Here is a 19749-nt window from a genome sequence, read left to right on the forward strand (position 1 = left end):
TGGCCAGGATTGTGTCAGCCGGATCGACCCTGTTGGCCGGCTTGTGTGAGCGACGAGGCGATCTCACCGGTTGATTGTATGGGGCCGTGGTTGACCTGACTTTGCAATCCATGACATCGGCTTGACCCTGGATGCCAAAGCCGGCCGAAACGATCGCCTCGAATTACGCAGGTCAGGTCAGCCCAGTTCGTTCACCAGCTCCGGAACGACGGCGAACAGATCGCCGACCAGGCTGTAATCGGCCACGCTGAAGATCGGGGCTTCCGGATCCTTGTTGATCGCGACGATCACCTTCGAATCCTTCATGCCGGCCAGATGCTGGATCGCGCCCGAGATGCCGACCGCAATGTACAGCTGCGGCGCGACGATCTTGCCGGTCTGGCCCACTTGATAGTCGTTCGGCACGTAGCCCGCGTCGACCGCCGCGCGCGATGCGCCGAGTGCGGCTTGCAGTTTGTCTGCCAGCGGCTCGAGCACCAACGCGAAGTTCTCGCCGCTGCCGAGACCACGGCCGCCCGACACGATGATGTTCGCGCTGGTGAGCTCCGGACGGTCCAGCTTCGTCACTTCGCGGCTCACGAATTGCGAAATGCCGGCGTCCGCCGCCGCTTCGATCTTCTCGACCGCTGCGCTGCCGCCTCCGGCTGCGACCGGATCGAAGCCCGTTGCGCGGACCGTGATCACCTTGATCGGATCGGAGGATTGCACCGTCGCGATCGCGTTGCCCGCATAGATCGGGCGCTCGAACGTATCGGCACTGGCAACAGCCGTGATGTCCGAGATCTGCGCGACATCCAGCTTCGCAGCGATGCGCGGCGCGATGTTCTTGCCGGACGCGGTCGTCGGCGCGAGGATGTGCGAGTAATCCTTCGCGATGTTCAGCGCGGTCGCCTCGACGTTTTCCGCGAGGCCTTCGGCCAGTTGCGGCGCGTCGGCCAGCAGGACCTTGCTGACGCCTGAGATCTTCGCCGCCGCATCGGCAGCCGCTTGCGCGTTGTGGCCGGCAACCAGCACGTGAATGTCGCCGCCAATCTTCTGTGCAGCAGCCACCGTGTTCAGCGTCGCTGCCTTGATCGACGCGTTGTCATGTTCCGCAATAACCAGAATCGTCATTTCTTTCCGCTCCCTTGTATCTTCAGTAAGGGTTTGAAGTCAAAGCGCTTCAATCGTGTTAAAAGGCTGTGGCCTTTACAACACCTTGGCTTCGGTCTTCAGCTTCTCGACCAGCGTCTTCACGTCCGGGACCTTCACGCCGGCCGCGCGCTTCGGCGGCTCCGCCACCTTCAGCGTCTTCAGACGCGGCGTCACATCCACGCCCAGCTCTTCCGGCTTCACGGTCTCGAGGGGCTTCTTCTTCGCCTTCATGATGTTCGGCAGCGTCACGTAGCGCGGCTCGTTCAGGCGCAGGTCGGTCGTCACGACCGCCGGCAGCGTCAGCGACAGCGTTTCCGCGCCGCCGTCGACTTCGCGTGCGACCGTTGCACGGCCGTCGGCTACTACGACCTTCGACGCGAACGTCGCTTGCGGCAGACCGGCCAGCGCAGCCAGCATTTGTCCCGTCTGGTTCGAATCGTCGTCGATCGCCTGCTTGCCGAGGATCACGAGCTGCGGCTGTTCCTTGCCGACCAGCGCCTTCAGGATCTTCGCGACGGCCAGCGGCTCGACGCTGTCGTTCGACTCGACGAGGATCGCGCGATCCGCGCCGATCGCCAGCGCGGTACGCAGCGTTTCCTGCGCCTGCGCAACGCCGACCGACACCGCGACCACTTCGGTCGCCACGCCCGCTTCCTTCAGGCGCACCGCTTCTTCCACGGCGATTTCATCGAACGGGTTCATCGACATCTTCACGTTCGCAATATCGACACCCGTGTTGTCCGATTTCACGCGGACCTTCACGTTGTAATCGACCACTCTTTTCACTGGAACAAGAATCTTCATGCAATTCTCCTGAAGCTATTTGATGGTACGAAAACGACCCGCGGCAGGCACCGCCGATGGACTCCGGTCCTCCGACTGCCATATCGGCAGGCAGGCAAGCACCGCGTGTCGCTCTTTCATGGTGAAGCGGCGTTGTGTGGCTCGGTGCGATGTCAAACGACACCTTCCGCCTTCAGCCGCGAAATCCGTTCATCGGAGAGCCCGAGCAGCGAATGAAGCACGTCCCGCGTGCCTTCGCCGAGTTGCGGCGGCGCACGCCGCACGGGCGGACGCGCCCCGTCGAGGCGATACGGCGGCGCGAGCACTTTCGTGCTGCCGCTCTCCGGATGAACCTGCGTCGTCACGAGCCCGGCGTCGACCGCGCGCTTCGACGTCAGCGCCTCATGCACCCCGAACACTTCGCCGCACGGTATGCCGACTTCGGTCAGGCGTTCCAGCAGGACGCGGCGCTTGCGCCGGCCGATCTCGCGATCGATTTCCGGCACCAGCAGCGTGCGGTTTTTCGCACGATCGATGTTCGTCCTGAAGCGATCGTCGTCGGCGAGGTCGGGACGTTCGATCACCTCCCGGCAGAAGCGATCGAACTGGCTGTTGTTGCCGACCGTGATGACGAGCGGCCCGTCTTCCGCGTTGAAGACGCCATACGGCACGATCGATGGATGGGCGTTGCCGTAGCGCAGCGGGTCGTCACCCGTCATCAGCGCTTCGAGGCCGTAGTACGACGTGATCATCAGGCCGCAATCGAAAAGGGCCATCTCGATGTGGCGCCCCGTGCCCGTCCTCTGTCGCTCGAACAGCGCCGCGAGCACCGCCTGGGCCGAGTACATGCCGGTAAAGAGATCGACCGCGGCGACACCGAACTTCAGCGGCGGCTGGCTGGCCTCACCGTTCAGCGCCATCAACCCCGCCTCGCCTTGCACCAAGAGGTCGTATCCGGGACGCGCGGCTTCCGGCCCCGAACGGTCGTAACCGGAGATCGAGCAGTAGATCAGATCTGCACGGTCCTGTTTCAGTTGCTCGTAGCCGAGCCCCATTTTTTCCGCACCGCCGAACTTGAAGTTCTGGATCACGACGTCGCTTTGCCGCGCGAGGTCCCGTGCGATCTGCTGGCCTTCGGCGGTCTGCAGATCGATCGTCACCGAGCGCTTGTTGCGGTTCGCACTGTTGAAGTAGGAAGTCTCGGTCGAGCCGATCCGCAAGCCCCAGTCGCGCGTGTCGTCGCCACGCCGCGGGTGCTCGACCTTGATGACCTCGGCGCCGAGATCGCCAAGCACCATCGCACACCATGGGCCCGCCAGCACGCGGGAGAGATCGAGAACGCGTACGCCCGCGAGCGGCAGCGAAGAATTCAGATTCGACATGACAAGTCAGGATGGTCAGGGTTCGGGGTGAAGAGGCAGTGATCCGCGCGAGCGCTTCGGCGCGGGCGCTGCCGGCGTGCGTCAGCCAGCGCGTCGCATCCGGTTCGCGCGCGCGGTCGGCCATGGCAGGTGGTGCCGTCACCGCGCGCGTGGCGCGGCGCGTTCATTGCCGGTTGTCTCGGCCGAGCGCGATATAGCGTTCGAGATGGCTGTCTGCGTCGCCGAGCTGGTGGTCGATCATCACGACGCGCTTCGCGTAATGCGCGAGTGGCAGCTCCCACGTCATGCCGATGCCACCGTGAAGCTGGATGCACTCCTCGGCCACCAGCGCACCGATGCGGCCGATGCTGTACTTCGCCGCCGACAGCGCGCGCTCGCGCGCCACTCGTTCACCGTGCAGCACGGCTGCCGCGTTGATGACCGCCGAACGGGCCTGTTCGATTTCGAGCAGCAGGTCCGCCATCCGGTGCTGCAGGGCCTGGAAGCTGCCGATCGGCACGCCGAACTGCTTGCGCGTGCGCAGGTATTCGAGGGTGTGGTCCCTCGCCACCGCCATCGCGCCCAGCGCTTCCGCGCAAAGCGCCAGCACGCCACAGCCGATTCCGTACTCCAGCGCGTCGAACCCGCGTCCCTCGCTGCCGAGCAACGCCCCTGCGTCGAGCCGAACATCGTCGAGCGAGACCTCCGCTGCGCGCCCACCGTCGATCCTGCGATAGCCGCGCACATCGACGCCGGCCGCGTCGCGCGGCACCAGGAACAGCGAGATGCCGTCCTCGGCGTCGTCGGCGCCCGCCGTGCGCGCGGAAACCAGCAGCAGTTGCGCTTGCTCGCCTTGCTGCACGACGGCCTTTGCACCGTTCAGTCGCCAGCCGTCCGCTTCGCGCACCGCACGCGTTGTCACACGGGGCAGCTCATAACGGCTGTCACGCTCTCCATGCGCGACCGCAACGATCGACGCGCCGTTCATGATGTCGGACAACATGGCCATTTGCGCATCGTTGCCGCAACGCGCAATGATCTTCCCGTCGATCAGCGCATCGAGAAACGGCTCCACGACGAGCCCGCGGCCGAGCTGTTCGAAGACGACGGCAATCGCAAAGCCGTCGCCGTCGAACCCGCCGTGCGCCTCGTCGAACAATGCGCCGACGATACCCAGTTCGGCGAATCGGGCCCACATGTCGTGGCTGAATCCGCTCTCCGAAGATGCGATCCTGTCGCGTCTTTCGAAGCCGTACTGCTCGCCGATGAAGCGGCTCAGCGTGTCCGCCAGCATGCGGCGGTCTTCGGTATGCTGAAAATTCATGGAGTCGCCCCTTACAGCCCGAGGATCATCTTCGAGATGATGTTCTTCTGGATTTCGTTGGAGCCGCCGAAGATCGACAGCTTGCGATTGTTGAAATAGAGCGCGGCGGCGCTCGCTGCTTCCTCGGGACCGAGCGGCGGCGCATCGTGGCCGTCGTGCAGCGCCTCTTCGACGAACGGCAGCGCATACGGCCCCATTGCCCGGCGCAGCAGCGACGAGATCTCCTGCCTGATCTCCGTGCCCCGGATTCTGACCGTTGATGATGTAATGATCGCCGTCTGCATCGGTGCCGCGCACGGCCGTCGTCCTGAGTGACGCCAGATTGGAGCCCGAACCGGGCTCCGAGTAGCCCTGGCACCACCAGTCGGATCCGTCGAGGATGCGCGGCAGCCAGTGGCGTTTCTGCGCGTCGCTGCCGTACTTGATCAGCACAGGGCCGAGCATGTTCACGCCGAACGGAACGACGCGCGGCGCGCCCGCGAGCGCACACTCGTTCTCGAAGATAAATTTCTGCACGGCACTCCAGCCGGGGCCGCCATGCTCTGTCGGCCAGTGATTGGCGAGCCAGCCCCGTGCATGGAGGATCGCGTGCCATTCGTCCATGTCGGCGCGCGTGAGCCGCTTGCCATTGCGAACCTTGTCCGACAGACGTCGCGGGAGGCTCTCGCTCAGGAAGCGCAGCACCTCGGTGCGAAACGCCTCCTCTTCACGGGTAAAGTTCAGATCCATGATCGGGCTTCTTTTAGTAGATTTCGAACAGGGCGGCGGCACCCATGCCGCCGGAGATGCACATCGTGACGACCGCGAACTTCGCGCGGCGGCGGCGGCCTTCGACCAGCACGTGCCCCGCGAGACGCGCGCCGGTCATGCCGAACGGATGACCGATGGCGATCGCGCCACCATTGACGTTCAGCCGTTCGTCCGGGATACCGAGGCGCTGCTGGCAGTAGATCGCCTGGGACGCGAACGCCTCGTTGAGTTCCCAGAGGCCGATGTCGTCCATCGTCAGACCGTGGCGCGCGAGCAGCTTCGGCACCGCGAACACGGGGCCGATGCCCATTTCGTCCGGCTCGCAACCCGCCAACGCAAGGCCGCGAAATGCGCCAAGCGGCGTGATGTTCGCGCGCTCGGCGTCCTTCGCTTCCATCATCACGCACGCCGATGCGCCGTCGGACAGCTGCGATGCATTGCCAGCCGTGACGAATCGTTCCGGCCCCTTGACCGGAGCAAGCCTGGCGAGCGACTCGTACGTGGTGCCACGACGGTTGCACGTATCGGCGCCAATCGTGACCTCGCGTTCGCTGACCAGGCCGGTTTCCTTGTCGCTGACGGCCATCGTCGTGGTGACCGGCACGATCTCGTCGGCAAAACGGCCCGCAAGCTGCGCTTCTTCGGTCTTGCGCTGGCTGGCCGCCGCGAAGCGGTCCTGCGCTTCCCGGCCGATGCCGTAGCGTTGCGCAACGATATCGGCGGTATCGATCATTTCCATGTAGAGCGCCGGCTTGTGTTCGACTAGCCATGGATCGAGGTCGCTCGCGCCATGCAGATGCCGGCGGATGCCCGAGATGCTTTCGACACCGCCCGCGATCATCGCCGGCGCGCCGTCGACGACGATGCGGCCCGCGGCAATCGCAATCGCCTGCAAGCCCGATGCACAGAAGCGGTTGACGGTGGTGCCGGCGATCGACAGCGGCAACCCGGCCCGGACGACAGTCTGGCGTGCGACGTTGCGGCCGGTGATGCCCTCGGGATAGCCGCATCCGAGGACCGCATCCTCGATCAGGCCGGGGTCGATGCCCGAGCGATCCACCGCGGCGCGCACGGCAAACGAAGCGAATGACGGGCCGTGCGTGATGTTGAGTTCGCCACGATGCGCCTTGGTCACCGGCGTGCGTGCGGTAGAGACAATGACGGCTTCTCGCATGATCAGGATTTCTTATCAAATAAAGAGAATGAACGGGGAAATCAGTTCGATCGAGGCTCGCGAAGCCCGTGCCTGAATCGACGAGATCGACGATCGGCGTCGACGGTCAATACGACATCGACGACGGAATGTGCACAGGTGGCTTCAATCGCGGCCAGCAGGCCACACCGGACGCGGCGCGCAAGGGTGACTGACGTTCGACTGGACGACCGTCGCGGCAGCAATCTTGTCGCCTGTCGCGATGCCGACGCACCCGTCAGACTGTTCGGGGCCCATCGTTGTCTCGTCTCCATGTACTGATCTGTGTTTCAGTACATTGTCGAGAGACCGGCATTCCTTGACAATCACACTGCGAATTGACGGACTGTTAATGTCCAATTGACAACGGGCGCTAGCGTCAGGCCCACGTGTCGGCGAGTTCGACGATTTCGTCGCGCAAGAAGTCGATCAACGCCTGTGTCGCCGGCGACGGATAGCGGTTCGGCAACGTGACGATGTATAGCGTGCTTTGCCGGCCGACGATGCGGTACTGCGGCAGGATGGGCAACAGATCCCGGTTCGTCGGCAGATGCATCACATAATCCGGCAACACGCCGATTCCCATGCCCTCGCGCACCGCTTCGACCAGGAACGGATAGTCCGACGACTCCAAGGCGGTCGGCGCGGTGATCGTGTGGGTGTCGGCATCGTTCTCCCGGTGTCTGAGTTCGATCGGCACACGCCGGCCGCCATAGGGCGAACAGATGAGCGCATGCGTTTCGACGTCTGCGGGACAGGCGATCGGATCATGCTTGCGCATATACTCGGCCGACGCGCACAGGCTCCAGCCGAATGAGCAGATCTGGCGCGCGACACAGTCCAGCGGCGGTGCCGATGTAATCGTAAGCGCGACATCCACTTCAGCGGCGATCAGGTCCTCGATCCAGTTGTTGAACGTCACGGCGAGTGCGATGCCCGGATGCGCACGCGCGAACTCGCGCAGTTTCGAACCGACGAACATCCTGCCGAACCCGGTCGGCACGCTGATACGCACACGGCCGCGCAGTGTCGTGCCGAGGCTCTCGATCGATGCGCGAGCGGTGCCCAGTTCCTCCATCATTCGCTGGCCACAGTCGTACAGGGTGCGCCCGGCCTGTGTCAGTTCAAAACTGCGCGTCGAACGACGCAGCAGTTGGGCTCCGGTCTCACGTTCAAGCGTTTTCAACCGCTGGCTGACATTGGCACGCGTCATGCCGAGCTTTCGCGCGGCGGCGCTGAGGCTGCGCGATTCGACGATCTCGACGAACAGGGCGATCAGGTTCAGGTCCATGGGTACTCTTCGGGATTTGTCGTCCGGGTGCCGCCTCGGGCCCCTTTTTCTGCGCACATCTTACGCGCTCGGCACACCGGCGTGACAGCGCCGTCTTTTGTACACGCGCCCGCGACGGCGCCATGGCAAAAGCACGATGCCCGATATGCAAAACTTTGGCGCGATGCGTCAAGCGTGCGGATGGTCGGGTGCCGACAATCGGTGGCAGGCCAATCGTTGGCACTGGCGCGTCTGGGCAATTCCGGGTTCGAGGATTGATGCGGACGCGCGTCAATCCCAAATATCCAAGGAAATGTCACCATGCACATCAAGCTTCTCACATGCTCGATTGGTGCCGAACTCACAGGCGTAAGCCTCGCCGATGTGGCACGAGACGATTCGCTGCGTGCCGAGATCAATGCGCTTCTGCTCAAGCACCGGGTGCTGTTTTTCCGCAACCAGGACATGACGCGAGCCGACCATATCGCATTCGCGAAGTGCTTCGGTGACCTGGAAGACCATCCGGTCGCGAACACGGTGCCCGGCTACCCGGGCCTGATCGAGATCTACAAGAGCGAAAAGCGGGACCACTTCGAAAATACCTACCACAGCGATGCGTCGTGGCGCGCGAATCCCCCGAAGGGCGCGGTACTGCGCTGCATTTCCTGCCCGGAAGTAGGCGGCGACACCATCTGGGTGAACATGGTGGAGGCATACAAGAACCTGCCGGAGGACATCAAGACCAAGATTGACGGTTTGCGTGCGAAGCACGGGATCGAGCATTCGTTCGGCGCAGTGATGACGCAGGAAGAGCGTGAGGAACTGGTCAGGAAGTATCCGCTGGTCGATCACCCGGTCGTCAGGACACACCCGGAGACGGGCGAGAAGATCCTGTACGTGGGCCCGTTCTCGACCCACTTCATCAACTACCACACGCCGGAAAACGTACGCTTCGGGCAGGACAAGACGCCGGGCGCGAGCCTGCTGCTGAACTATCTGATCAGCCAGGCGGCGATTCCGGAGTACCAGATACGCTTCCGCTGGGAACCGAACAGCGTCGCGATCTGGGACAACATGTCGACGCAACACTATGCGGTAAGCGACTACTGGCCGGCGCCGCGCCGGATGGAGCGCGCGACCATCAAGGGCAACCGCCCATTCTGATCTTCGCGTGACCGTGTCGGCATCACGACCCGGTGGAGTCCCAGCCATGCAACACGTCGACAAGCTGATTCGCAGCGCCAGCCTGAACGGCTACATCGAACTGGTGGAGTCGCTCGGGCGCGATCCCCATGCGTTGCTGCGACGCGCGGGCGTATCGGCACGCTTGCTCGACAACCCGGAAACACCGATCCCCAGCCGGACCGTGCGCGAACTGCTCGAGGCGACCGCACGCGCCACCGGCGTGGAGGACTTTGCGCTTCGGCTGGCGGCGCGGCGCACGCTCTCCAACCTGGGACCCATCAGCCTCGTGTTGAAGGAAGAACCGACCCCGCGGCAGGCGCTCGACACGTTGTGCCGTTATCTGAAACTGCTGAGCGCCACGCTGATCACGCGCATCGAGGACGCGGGCCAGGCTGTCGTCATCCGGGAAGAACTGCTGCCGAGCCCCGGGCTCGTCACACGCCAGGCGATGGAGCTCGCGGTCGGCGTGAAATTCCGCATCCTGCGCGAACTGATCGGCCCTCAGTGGCGGCCGCAACAGGTTTGCTTCACGCATCGCCCGCCGGCCGATCCGTCGCCGTACCGGGCGTTCTTCGGCCGCAACCCGATGTTCAACCAGCCGTTCAACGGCCTCGTCTGTGCCGCCGCCGATCTGCAAACGCCGCGTACGTCGGACAACCCGGGTACCGCCTTCTTCGCACGGAATTTTCTGGAGACAGCGCTGCAGCGCCGCAGCGAAAGCATCCGCGAATCATGCCGGGAAGTGATCCTGGCGCTGCTCCCGGGCGGACGGTGCACGGCGCAGTCGGTCGCACGGCATCTGCGCGTCGACCGCCGCACGCTGCACCGCCACCTCAGCGACGACGGGCTGACGTTCTCGGCCGTGCTCGATCAGGTGCGCTCGGAACTGGCGATGCGCCATCTGCTGGAGAGCGACCTGCCGGTAGGCGAGGTCGCCGCGCTGCTCGGTTTCTCCGCACATAGCAGCTTCAGCCACTGGTTCCGCAGCACCTTCGGCTGCAGCGTCACGCACTGGCGCAACCAATCGGCTGGCCAGAACGCATCAGCCGATTGAATCGCGGGCCTCGTGCCGCCGCGCGCGGCATCGACAGTCAAGCCCCGCCCATCAAGCACGACGATCATGTCCACGGCCCGCATGTCGGGCCGTGGGCCGCCAGATCGTCGATCAGGCGGTCTTGCGCAGGAAGCCCTGGTTGCCGCCATTGCGGTTGGGTGCGAAGCCGTTCGCGTGCAGGGATTCCTCGACCGTATCGTAGAACACGCCGATCTTGCTGATCTCGCGCGCCTGCTGCGCGGTCGCGATCTCGCGGCCGAACTCGCGCGAGATGCGGACGAGCTGCTCGATCTGCTTCACAGTGCTGATCTTTTCGGTGCGAGACTGGTTCCACAGGCAGTCTTCCGTGCCGCAACGCACGTGCAGGCCCATCGCAATGCCCATCATGTTGACCGGCAGTACGTTGCGGACGTTGCTCTCCACCGTCACCACCGCGCCGTCAGGCACGGCGCGAATGAAGTTGGCGAGACTGTAGACGCTCGGCGTGTCCATGCCGCCGGCGATCGCAACCCAGTTCATCACCAGCGGGCCCTTGTAGAAGCCGCGTCGCATCAGTCGCTCCACCGATTCGAAACTGTTGATGTTGTAGCACTGGAACGCGCTCTGAATGCCCTTGGCCGTCAGGCGACGGACGTGCTCTTCGACCCATCCCGGCTGCGCGGGCACGGTCATTTCCTTGTACGCGTTGAAGAGCGTGGGGTTCTCACGGGACGTCCCCCTGAAATCCGCGTCTTCCGCCTGATCGGTGACGTTCATCTGCGACGTGTTGACGGTCACCGTCACCTGGTCTGGCGTGGGGTCGAGGTCGGCCAGCATGTGACGGGTGTCGTCGGACAGCCACTTCGCGGCCTGCCCTTCGTTTTCGGGGGCGAACGAAATGGAACCGCCGACCTGGATGATCATCTCGGGCACCGCCTTGCGCACCCCGGCAATCAATTCGTTGAACTTGGACAGACGCTTGCTGCCCTTGCCGTCCAGCTCGCGCACGTGCAGGTGCAACACCGTGGCGCCGGCGTTGTAGCAGTCCACCGCCTTCTGGATCTGGGCGTCCATCGTGACGGGGATATCCTCGGGGAAATCGCCGGGCAACCAACCGGGCGCATAGGGTGCGGCGGTGATGATCAGCGGCTGCTGGTTCTCGGGGAAAAGATGGCCGTCGAGAAAATTCATGATGCTCCTCCAGGGGGAAATGGCTGCTGCGTATTCAGCAGGAGATGTCGTCCACGACGCCGGCACGCCATCTTGCGCGGCGTGTCAGGCTCCGATCCATTCCCCCGAGTATCCGGAGTCCTTGAGATCCCCGCTTGCTTATCGGGGACATTCGCTTGCTTTGTTGGGACACGGCCGGACGGCGCGAATGTGCCGACTGCGCCGTCCGTGCACTCATGCGAGCGCGTCGCGGGTGATTTCGTCCACCGTGCGCGTACCGAGCATCGCCATGTTCCGGTCGACTTCGTCGTGCAGCAGGCCGATCGCATGCCGCACGCCCGGTGCGCCACCGACCGCCGCCGCATACATGAACGGGCGTCCGACGAAAACGAAACGGGCACCGAGTGCAAGCGCCTTCAGCACATCCCCGCCGCGCCGGATTCCGCTATCCATCATCACCACCAGGTCATTTCCGACCGCATCATGGATCTCGGGCAGCACCTGCAACGGTTCGACGGCACCATCCAGCTGGCGGCCACCATGGTTCGAGATGATGATGCCGTCTGCGCCGATGGACACCGCACGCGTTGCGTCGTCGACATGAAGGATGCCCTTGATCACCAGATTCCCGCGCCATCGATCGCGTATCCGGGCGATGTCGGTCCATGAAAGGTGATCGCGGCCCGTGGTATCGCGTATGGCCGACGCAGACAGCATCGGCGCGCCCCTTGTCGCGAACGAGTTCTCGAAGTGCGGCATCCCGTGGTTGACCAGCGTCCGCAGGAACGTGCCGCAAAGCCACCGGGGCCGGGCGAGCCCGTCCATCGCCAGACGAAGCGACGGGCGCAGCGGCAACGAGAAGCCGGTGCGCACGTTGTTCTCGCGGTTCGCCCAAACGGGAATGTCGACGGTGAGGACGAGCGTCGAGAAACCCGAGGCTTCGACCCGGTCGATCAGCGCGTCGATGCGCGTGGTATCGCCGGGAAGATAGGCCTGAAACCATGTGCCCGGCGCAGCGGCATGAACGGTCTCCATCGGAATCAGCGACGTGCCGCTCATGATCGCCGGGATGTTTTCGTCCTGCGCGGCGCGAGCCAGCACGATGTCGCCCCGATACGCGGAAATTGCGCTGATACCGACCGGAGCGATGCCGAACGGAGACGAATACGTGCGGCCGAAAATCACCGTTTCCTGGGTTCGGCGAGCCACGTCGACCAGCACCTTCGGACGGAATTTCACGCGCTCGAATGCGCTTCGATTCGCGGCGATGGACAGGCCGTCCTCGGCGGCGCCGGAAACGTAGCCGAACAAAGGACGAGGAAGGAAGCCCCGCGCGGCCGTCTCGAAGTCGGCCAACGAGAGTATCTTGCGGAGCCTCGCGGGGACTTCGCGCTTGACGCCATACGCGGTCTGGCTTTGTTGCCTGGCAGGCGGGATCCGCTGGATGTCTGCGGCGCCGAGGTGATCTTTCATCCATCTCTCCACGATCAGATTCTTCAAACAGCCGGGCGTCGCGCGATTCGGTACGCCGGTTGCGCACCGAATCGCGCGACGGCCCTGTCATTGCGCGAACGTGCCGCGCTGACGCATCAGTTCCCTGAAAAGCGCTTCGTTTCGTACGAACGGGGCACGTCCGTGCACGTAGAAATAGTTGTTCAGCACGACCAGATCCCCGACCGGCAGCACCACTTCCTTCGTGCCCGACGATGCCTCCATCGATGCCGACAGTTCATACAGATAGGCGGCCTCTTCGCGGTTGGCGGGCTGCACGAACTGGTCGATGAACGACATCGACAGACCGAATTCGCCCTGGAAGAACACCGGGCGCTCGACCTTTTCGCTGACATTCTTCGAGCCCGGCGCCTTGTACAGGAGCGGCCGGGTTGCGAGCTTGTGATTCACGAAATCCTCGCATTCCTCCCAATCATCGAGGTGCAGGAATCTCGACTCGCCGCCGATCGCGTTCTGCTCGGCAAATTTCATCATCAGCAGCCAGTCCGTAGCCTCGCTGACGAACGTGCCGTCGGTGTGCATCGTAAACAGTCGGTAGGCCTGACGAAGATAGGAGTCGCTGTCGTCGGAGTGCCTGACCACGAAGCGCGCGTAGTAGGTACCCGACATTGCATCGTGGTTGCTGGGGCCGAGGATATGACCCACCGCAGTACCGAACCTGACGTAGTCGGAATCGTCTTGCGAAAGACCTTGCAGGCCGATGGTGAAGCCGCCGTGACGACGATCCTTGACGATGTCGACCAACGTCCAGGCGAACTCGACGCCGAGATGCCTGACGAGCAGATCGGCGAGATGGAACCGCACGAATGGCACGTACTCGAGATTCTGAACATCGATATCCCGCGCTTCCTGCAGGAAACCGGCAAGCGCGTCGCGGTCGGCAGTCACATGAACGATTCGATGATGATGCGGGTGCGGCGTCAGGCGAAAAGACGGCTGGCGCGCCGCGAGAGGCTTGTCGGCAAGCATGGCTTCCATGGTGATCTCCGTTGGGCTGATGGCTCCATTTCAGCCTGCTTTTTTGATAGCATCCAGATTAGAAATGTGAATTTTTATTCGCCTATGGAGATCAAATGATCGATGCCCGTCAGCTCAGGTACTTCACGGCGGTGGTCGAGGAGCTGCACTTCGCCCGAGCGGCGGATCGACTGAACGTGGCTCAATCTGCGCTGAGCGCGCAGATTCAACGCCTCGAGCAAGAGATCGGCGTTCGCCTGTTGAACCGGAACAAACGTCAGCCAGTGACGCTGACCGACGCAGGACGGCTGTTCCACGCGGAAGCGGTGGCCGCGTTGCGGCATATCGATCGCGCGGATCAGGTCGGACGACTGGCGGCAAGAGGGCTGGCGGGCATCGTCCGGATCGGCTTCGTCGCGTCGGGTGCGAGTAGCGGTGTGGTGTCGGACATGCTTCGCCGGTTTCGGCGCTCGCATGAAAACGTGCGGGTCGAAGTCGTCGCGATGGAGACGCCCCGGCAGTTCGAAGCGCTGAACAATGGTGAAATCGACGTCGGTATCGTGCGGCCCAGGCGTCAGTATCCATCGGGCATCGTGTCCGTCATCGTGCACACGGAGCGGCTCATGGTCGCGATGGCGGAGAACCACCCGTTGGCGGCACGGCGTCACGTGCATGCACGCGACCTGAAGGACCAGCCGTTCATCTCCCCCCAGTTCGACGAGGACGAGGGATTCAGTGAGGTACTGACTGCGCTGGGGGCTGCGGGAGGCTTTTCCGCGTTCCTCGACTACCGCGTGCAGGACTTCATATCCGCAGTCAGCCTGGCATCGGCCGGTTATGGTGTCGCCGTCGTCCCTGAATCGATGCGGCATTTCGTTCAGCCGGGAATCTGCTATCGAGCCCTGGACGACTTTCAGTTCTCCGTTGACCTCGCAATGGCGAGCAGGCGGCGGGAGCTGTCCCCCGCAGTCCGCGCGTTCATGAACGAGGCGAGCCCGCAAGCGGACCCCGGCCGATGAGATCTTCTGCCGTCGCCATGCGACGCAGCCGGCGCGAGGCCCGCGACCTTTCCCCTCCGAGATCCCCCTCGCTCAAACTGCGTTGCTGGTGCTCAGGTTCCCGGTGAGGCCTGGCGCCACATCCAGCTTCACCGCGGAGATCTCGGCCGCGTCCGCGTCATAACTGCGCATGCTGACGATAAAGAACACGGCGGCCAGAACGCTGAACAGAGGAATGACTGTCATCGCGTGCTGCAGCCCCCATCGGTCCGAGATGACGCCTGCGAGGAACGGTCCCATCGCCAGGCCGAACACGTTCTGAAACAGCGAAAGCACGGCTGCTCCGGTCGAGCGCACACCCGGGTGAATGACGTCCATCGCGATGCTGGCGACCACACCGACCGTGCAGTTCATGAAAATGCCGCCGATCACGATCAGCTTGAGCTGTGCAACACCTGTGTATGAGCCGCCGAATGCGACGACGAAGATCACCGATGTGATCAGGCACAGCACGGACAACGCGGGCAGCTTGTTTCGCGGCTTGCGAAGCGCAATGCGGCCTACGACGATGCCCCAGAACATGCAACTGAACAATTGACTGTAATTGTTCGTGAACATGCACGAGATCGTGGCGAGGCTCCATGCGATGGCCATTACGACGATGCTCTTCACGCGGCCCATGCGGTCGGCCAACAGCGCGACCGGCAGCCCCCCTACCCCCACAACGATGGAAACGATGGACACCAGCGAACCGAGTTGCTTGTCGCTCAGGCCCCATTCGCTCTTGATGTGCGGAAACAGCGAGACAATCACCTGCCGGTCGATGAAGTCGAACAACATGAGCGCGAAAGTCATCGCAAAGGCAAACCATGCTTGCCGCCTGCTCGTCAGGAAGTGGTCGTTGCCGCCGGCCTCGTGGCCATCGGGAATTACGTTCATGCTCGTCTCCTAATCGTTATGTGATGCCGGCGTCGGCACTTCAAATGCCGCAGGCCCGGTTTTTCTTCGTTGACGGCGTTCGGCTACTGCCCGGTCACGAGAGTTCGCGAATGAACGCTTCCGCCCGCGGCCACTCGCCATGGCCCGACGCCGGATTCAGGTGCCCGACCGCCCCGAGTTCGACGAAGCGACTGCCCCACGCGCGCGCGAACGCGCGGGCGCGATCGACACGCGTCAGCGGATCGTTGCTGCTTGCCGCAACGATGCTCGGAAACGGCAAAGCGCATCGCGGGATCGGCAGCCAGCCGTGGTCGTGCAGCGTGTCGATGGTCGGATAACCTGCCGGCATGGGTGTCTCGAGATCCGCGGGCGCGGCGAGCAGCGCGCCGCGGACTTCGCGCGTCGCGCCCCGGGCCACCCAATGCGCAACCATCATCGTGCCGGCGCTGTGCGCGACGATGATCACCGGCCCGTCGATCGTGGCCAGTTCGCGGTCGATCGCGTCGACGCGTGCTGCACAGCTCAGCTTGTCCCGTTCAAGCGGCGCGACGCTGCGTACCCGACGCAATTTCGCTGCCAGCAGTGTCTGCCAGTGGTCCGGCACATGGTCACGCAGGCCGGGGACGATGAGTACGGTGGGTATCGTGGCGGTCATATCGATCACTCAATGCGGGATGTCGCCGATGATGGCGGTGCGTTCCATCTTGCGGTGGCACGCCGGGTAGTCCATCACAGCGTAGTGCTGGGTTGAACGGTTGTCCCAGAATGCGACGCTGTTCCGCTTCCAGCGGAAACGCACCTGGTACTCGGGGATGTTGGCCTGGCTGGCCAGGTAGTTGAGCAACTGACTTGCGCCCGGCGACTTGTCCAGTCCAAAGCGCACGTTGTCCGGCGTATTGAAATTGGTGAAGTGCGTCGTAAAGCTGCCGTTGACGAACAGCACCTTCTCCCCGGTTTCCGGATGGATGCGCACGACCGGGTGCTCGGCGTCCGGGTACTGAGCCTTCAGCGCAAGGCGCTTCTCGATCGGCATCGCAGCGCCAAAGCTCGCCTCGATGCTGTGGCGTGCGCGCAAGGACGCAATCTTCATCTTGATATCGTCGGGCAGTTGCTCGTAAGCCTCGACCATGTTGACCCACATCGTGTCGCCGCCCACCGGCGGGCATTCGACGCAACGCAATACGCAGCCCATCGGAGGCCTTTCGCGCCACGTCGCATCGGTGTGCCAGGAATTCTCGTGGCGTTCGGGCGGACTCTCCGGCGTCTTGTAGATCTGAACCAGTCCCGGGTAGTCGGGATGGCTGCCCACCACCGGGTGGTCTTCCAGCTCGCCGAAGCGGCGCGCAAAGGCCACATGCTGCGCGCGCGTGATCTCCTGGTCGCGGAAGAACACCACACGATGCTTCAGCAGCAGCATCCGGATTTCTGCCAGCAGGTTCCCGTCCTCGGCAGCCGCGCCCAGGTCGACGTTGCCGAGCTCGGCGCGGTCGGATTGCTGATCCGCGACCAGGCGACGCTGCGCGACTCGCTCGATGTGCTGATGCGCTACGTGGCGCTGCTCAACGACGCGCTGTCGCTGGCGGTCGAGGAGCACGGAGATCGGGTCATCATTCGCGAGGCCGTCATCGCCGGCCATGCGCATCAGCCCACGCGCCAAAGGGTCGAGCTGGCGCTAGGGGTCATGGTGCGATTGATACGCCAGCTCCTCAAGCCCGACTGGCAGCCGCGACGCGTATGCTTCGAGCACCCGGCGCCACGCGACGTCCGTACGCACCTGCGGTTTTTCGGTCCTTGCATCGAGTTCGATCGCGACTTCAACGGCATCGTCTGCGCGAAAGCCGGTCTCGATGCACGCAACTCGTCCGCCGATCCGGCGATGGTGCGTTACGCGCAGCAGTTGCTGGGCACGTCGGCCAGGCCGCATCAGGCAACCATGCTCGAGGACGTGCGGCGCACGATCCTGCTGCTGTTGCCCAGCGGGCGCTGCGGGATCGAACAGGTGGCCGAGCACCTCGGCGTCGTGTGCCGCACCATCCAGCGCCGGCTGGCGGAACACGGGCGGAGCTTCTCGTCGATCGTGAACGACGTCCGCAAGGAACTTGCGTCACGGCATGTCACCGAGAGCGATCGCCCGTTGACCGAGGTGGCGACCCTGCTCGGCTTTTCCGCACCGAGCGAATTCTCACGCTGGTATCACGGGCAATTCGGCTGCAGCGCGAAGGAGAGCCGCGCAGCAAACCGGCGTGCGCGAGAACCGGCCGCCACCGTAGTCCGTCCGTTCTGAGATGCGCGCAAGGCTGCACGGCGTGTTGCGCTCTTGGCGCTGCGCCAGCTCACGCCGTCTCTCGGCTGGCACAGCGGGCCCGACCGCGGGAAATGGGCTGCGGCGTCTCGAGAAAGCCGACTGTGCCATCGCCCGGTCGGCAGTTGTGCTCAAGCCGGAACGGCCTTGGCTGTCGCTGCGCTCCAGTCGCTGTTGGAGAGGGCATTCAGGCGCCGCTTCGTTTCGGCCTGACGCTGTGCTTCCGCAGAACGCTGGCTTTCGCCGGGGTAGTACGCACCGTCATACAGCAGGAAGCCGCGCTGGCCGGGCTTGCGCAGCGGCGGGTAGCCGTTCCTCGCCAGGGCTTCCTCGATGCTGTCGTATTGCACGCCGATCTGATAGATGCGCCGCGCTTCTTCGCCGGTAGCGATTTCGCGGTTCAGTTCGCGGGAAATGCGCACCAGCTTCTCGACTTGCTTCACCGACGGGATGCGCTCGCCGAGGTCATCCTGGAGCGTGTCTTCGATCCCGCAGCGCACGTGCATGCCGAGGCAGATGCCCATTGTGGTCAACGGCCACGTAGGCCGGTTGGTACCTTCGATCGTCAGCACGGCGCCATCGGGCACGTGATTGATGAACTCCATCATCGCGCGTGGGTTGGGGCCGTCCATCCCGCCGCCGATGGCCACCCAGTTCAGAACCAGCGGCCCCATGTATTTGCCGCGGCGGATCATGCGCCCCAGTGTTTCGAGCTGGGCCAGGTGGCCGATCTGGAAGTGGGGCTGGATGCCGTTGGCCACCATGCGCCGGATGTGCTCATCCACGAACGCAGGGCCGGCGGGGATGGTCATCTCACGGTACGGGCTGTTTTCAAGGTCCTCCCACGATGTGCCCACTACATCCGTGTGCACCTTCAGCTCCGCAGTGTTCATCTGGCTGGTGTTGATCGCGATCGTTACCTGGTCGGGGCGCGGATTCAGTTCGGCCAGGCCGTGGCGTGTGTCGTCGTTCAGCCAACGGGCGATATCGCCATCGTTCTCGGGCGCAAACGAGATCGAGCCCCCCACTTGTAGCACCATCTTCGGCACGGCGCTACGCAGGCGATCCAGCATTTCGTTGAACATCGCGGCGCTTGGAACCCTTACCGTCGGCTTCACGCACGTGCACGTGCAGCACGGTGGCACCGGCGTTGTAGCAGTCCACCGCCTTTTGCACCTGATCGGCCATCGTTACCGGCACGTCGTCCGAATCGCCCGGCAACCATTGCGGTCCGTAGGGTGCGGCCTGAATGACCAGAGGCTGCTGATTCTCAGGCAACAGAGAGTCGTCAATGAAATGCATACAGATCTCCTTAAAGCGGTTGATGTCCAGGTGTCTGAAGCGACGAATGAATCATCTGGCCTGGCGCCACTTCCCGCTTTACATTGGATGCCGCGAACTTTACTTTTGATGACAGCAACCGGCCCCGCCGCAACCGGCCGCCCATCCGGATTCAGCGGGTCGCCGCGAGCGGCCTGCCACGGGCCGTGGCAACGGGACCGACGACAAGAACAACAACGATGACGATGCACTCAGATGCTTTTCCAGCGCCCGGCCAGCCGGGCGCGACCTGCGCGAATCTCGCCCACGCGCCAACGACCATTCCGCTGGTGCCACTCGCCGATCCAAACGGCGTCGCGCAGCTGCCCGGCAAGCGCTTCATGCTGCACGACGAGCGCACGCGTCTACGAATGCGCAGTGGCCCCCCGCGCGCGTTGCCGCGCTGCGGTACCGCCATTACTTCCGCGCGCGGCGCATCGATGCGCGCGGCGCGCTGCTGCAGGTCGACGCGACGATCGTCGATACCCGGCAGGGATTCGACGAATGGGCCGCGACGAT

16 protein-coding genes and 2 pseudogenes are annotated in these 19749 nt (G+C 63.8%); 4 read left to right on the forward strand and 14 right to left on the reverse strand.

Annotation, left to right across the window (positions count from 1 at the left end):
• Window positions 1-177: 177 nt before the first annotated feature.
• The 7 genes and pseudogenes from ACV22Z_RS30195 to ACV22Z_RS30225 form a co-directional block, all read right to left on the reverse strand.
• Complete coding sequence (locus ACV22Z_RS30195) at window positions 178-1113, reverse strand: electron transfer flavoprotein subunit alpha/FixB family protein (RefSeq protein ID WP_448079910.1); 936 nt, start codon at window positions 1111-1113, stop codon at window positions 178-180.
• Between the two features lie 75 nt (window positions 1114-1188).
• Window positions 1189-1938, reverse strand: coding sequence for an electron transfer flavoprotein subunit beta/FixA family protein (locus tag ACV22Z_RS30200; protein ID WP_448079911.1), 750 nt, complete (start codon window positions 1936-1938; stop codon window positions 1189-1191).
• 152 nt (window positions 1939-2090) lie between these two features.
• Window positions 2091-3299 (reverse strand): CaiB/BaiF CoA transferase family protein, encoded by a 1209-nt coding sequence (locus ACV22Z_RS30205; protein WP_448079912.1) that lies wholly within the window; start codon window positions 3297-3299, stop codon window positions 2091-2093.
• A 163-nt stretch (window positions 3300-3462) separates the two neighbouring features.
• The gene (locus ACV22Z_RS30210; protein WP_448079913.1) at window positions 3463-4602 is read right to left on the reverse strand and encodes an acyl-CoA dehydrogenase family protein; all 1140 of its coding nucleotides are present in this window, start codon (window positions 4600-4602) and stop codon (window positions 3463-3465) included.
• Between the two features lie 11 nt (window positions 4603-4613).
• Window positions 4614-5331 (reverse strand): annotated as a pseudogene (locus tag ACV22Z_RS30215) (acyl-CoA dehydrogenase family protein).
• A gap of 13 nt (window positions 5332-5344) precedes the next feature.
• Entirely contained in the window at window positions 5345-6526 is a 1182-nt protein-coding gene (locus ACV22Z_RS30220) for an acetyl-CoA C-acyltransferase (protein WP_448079914.1), read from the reverse strand.
• 397 nt (window positions 6527-6923) lie between these two features.
• Window positions 6924-7835: a LysR family transcriptional regulator gene (locus ACV22Z_RS30225; RefSeq protein WP_448079915.1), complete on the reverse strand. Its 912-nt coding sequence runs from the start codon at window positions 7833-7835 to the stop codon at window positions 6924-6926.
• A gap of 300 nt (window positions 7836-8135) precedes the next feature.
• On the opposite strand from ACV22Z_RS30225, the gene ACV22Z_RS30230 reads away from it, so the two are divergent.
• Both ACV22Z_RS30230 and ACV22Z_RS30235 read left to right on the forward strand, forming a co-directional pair.
• On the forward strand, window positions 8136-8978 hold the full coding sequence (locus ACV22Z_RS30230; protein WP_448079916.1) for a TauD/TfdA dioxygenase family protein: 843 nt from the start codon (window positions 8136-8138) through the stop codon (window positions 8976-8978).
• Window positions 8979-9024: 46 nt separating this feature from the next.
• A complete protein-coding gene (locus tag ACV22Z_RS30235) occupies window positions 9025-10053 on the forward strand; it encodes an AraC family transcriptional regulator (RefSeq protein WP_448079947.1) in 1029 nt (342 codons plus the stop codon).
• 111 nt (window positions 10054-10164) lie between these two features.
• Here the strand turns inward: ACV22Z_RS30235 and ACV22Z_RS30240 are convergent, their stop codons facing one another.
• From ACV22Z_RS30240 to glaH, 3 genes are all read right to left on the reverse strand, one after another.
• The gene (locus ACV22Z_RS30240; protein WP_448079917.1) at window positions 10165-11223 is read right to left on the reverse strand and encodes a 3-keto-5-aminohexanoate cleavage protein; all 1059 of its coding nucleotides are present in this window, start codon (window positions 11221-11223) and stop codon (window positions 10165-10167) included.
• Between the two features lie 213 nt (window positions 11224-11436).
• Window positions 11437-12675: an alpha-hydroxy acid oxidase gene (locus ACV22Z_RS30245; RefSeq protein WP_448079948.1), complete on the reverse strand. Its 1239-nt coding sequence runs from the start codon at window positions 12673-12675 to the stop codon at window positions 11437-11439.
• An 87-nt stretch (window positions 12676-12762) separates the two neighbouring features.
• On the reverse strand, window positions 12763-13692 hold the full coding sequence (gene glaH / locus ACV22Z_RS30250) for a glutarate dioxygenase GlaH (protein ID WP_448079918.1): 930 nt from the start codon (window positions 13690-13692) through the stop codon (window positions 12763-12765).
• A gap of 95 nt (window positions 13693-13787) precedes the next feature.
• Between glaH and ACV22Z_RS30255 the strand changes: the two genes are divergently transcribed.
• Window positions 13788-14690, forward strand: a complete 903-nt coding sequence (locus ACV22Z_RS30255) for a LysR family transcriptional regulator (protein ID WP_448079919.1) — start codon at window positions 13788-13790, stop codon at window positions 14688-14690.
• Between the two features lie 72 nt (window positions 14691-14762).
• Here the strand turns inward: ACV22Z_RS30255 and ACV22Z_RS30260 are convergent, their stop codons facing one another.
• The 3 genes from ACV22Z_RS30260 to ACV22Z_RS30270 form a co-directional block, all read right to left on the reverse strand.
• Entirely contained in the window at window positions 14763-15608 is an 846-nt protein-coding gene (locus tag ACV22Z_RS30260; protein WP_448079920.1) for an MFS transporter, read from the reverse strand.
• A gap of 94 nt (window positions 15609-15702) precedes the next feature.
• The gene (locus ACV22Z_RS30265; RefSeq protein WP_448079921.1) at window positions 15703-16263 is read right to left on the reverse strand and encodes an RBBP9/YdeN family alpha/beta hydrolase; all 561 of its coding nucleotides are present in this window, start codon (window positions 16261-16263) and stop codon (window positions 15703-15705) included.
• Between the two features lie 9 nt (window positions 16264-16272).
• Window positions 16273-17118 (reverse strand): TauD/TfdA dioxygenase family protein, encoded by an 846-nt coding sequence (locus tag ACV22Z_RS30270; protein WP_448079949.1) that lies wholly within the window; start codon window positions 17116-17118, stop codon window positions 16273-16275.
• Between ACV22Z_RS30270 and ACV22Z_RS30275 the strand changes: the two genes are divergently transcribed.
• Complete coding sequence (locus ACV22Z_RS30275) at window positions 17008-17892, forward strand: AraC family transcriptional regulator ligand-binding domain-containing protein (RefSeq protein WP_448079922.1); 885 nt, start codon at window positions 17008-17010, stop codon at window positions 17890-17892. The genes ACV22Z_RS30270 and ACV22Z_RS30275 overlap by 111 nt on opposite strands.
• 296 nt (window positions 17893-18188) lie before the next feature.
• Here the strand turns inward: ACV22Z_RS30275 and ACV22Z_RS30280 are convergent.
• Window positions 18189-19212 (reverse strand): annotated as a pseudogene (locus ACV22Z_RS30280) (3-keto-5-aminohexanoate cleavage protein); the annotation flags it as partial.
• Window positions 19213-19749: the final 537 nt, after the last annotated feature.

The sequence above is a fragment of the Burkholderia sp. PU8-34 genome (assembly GCF_053427725.1).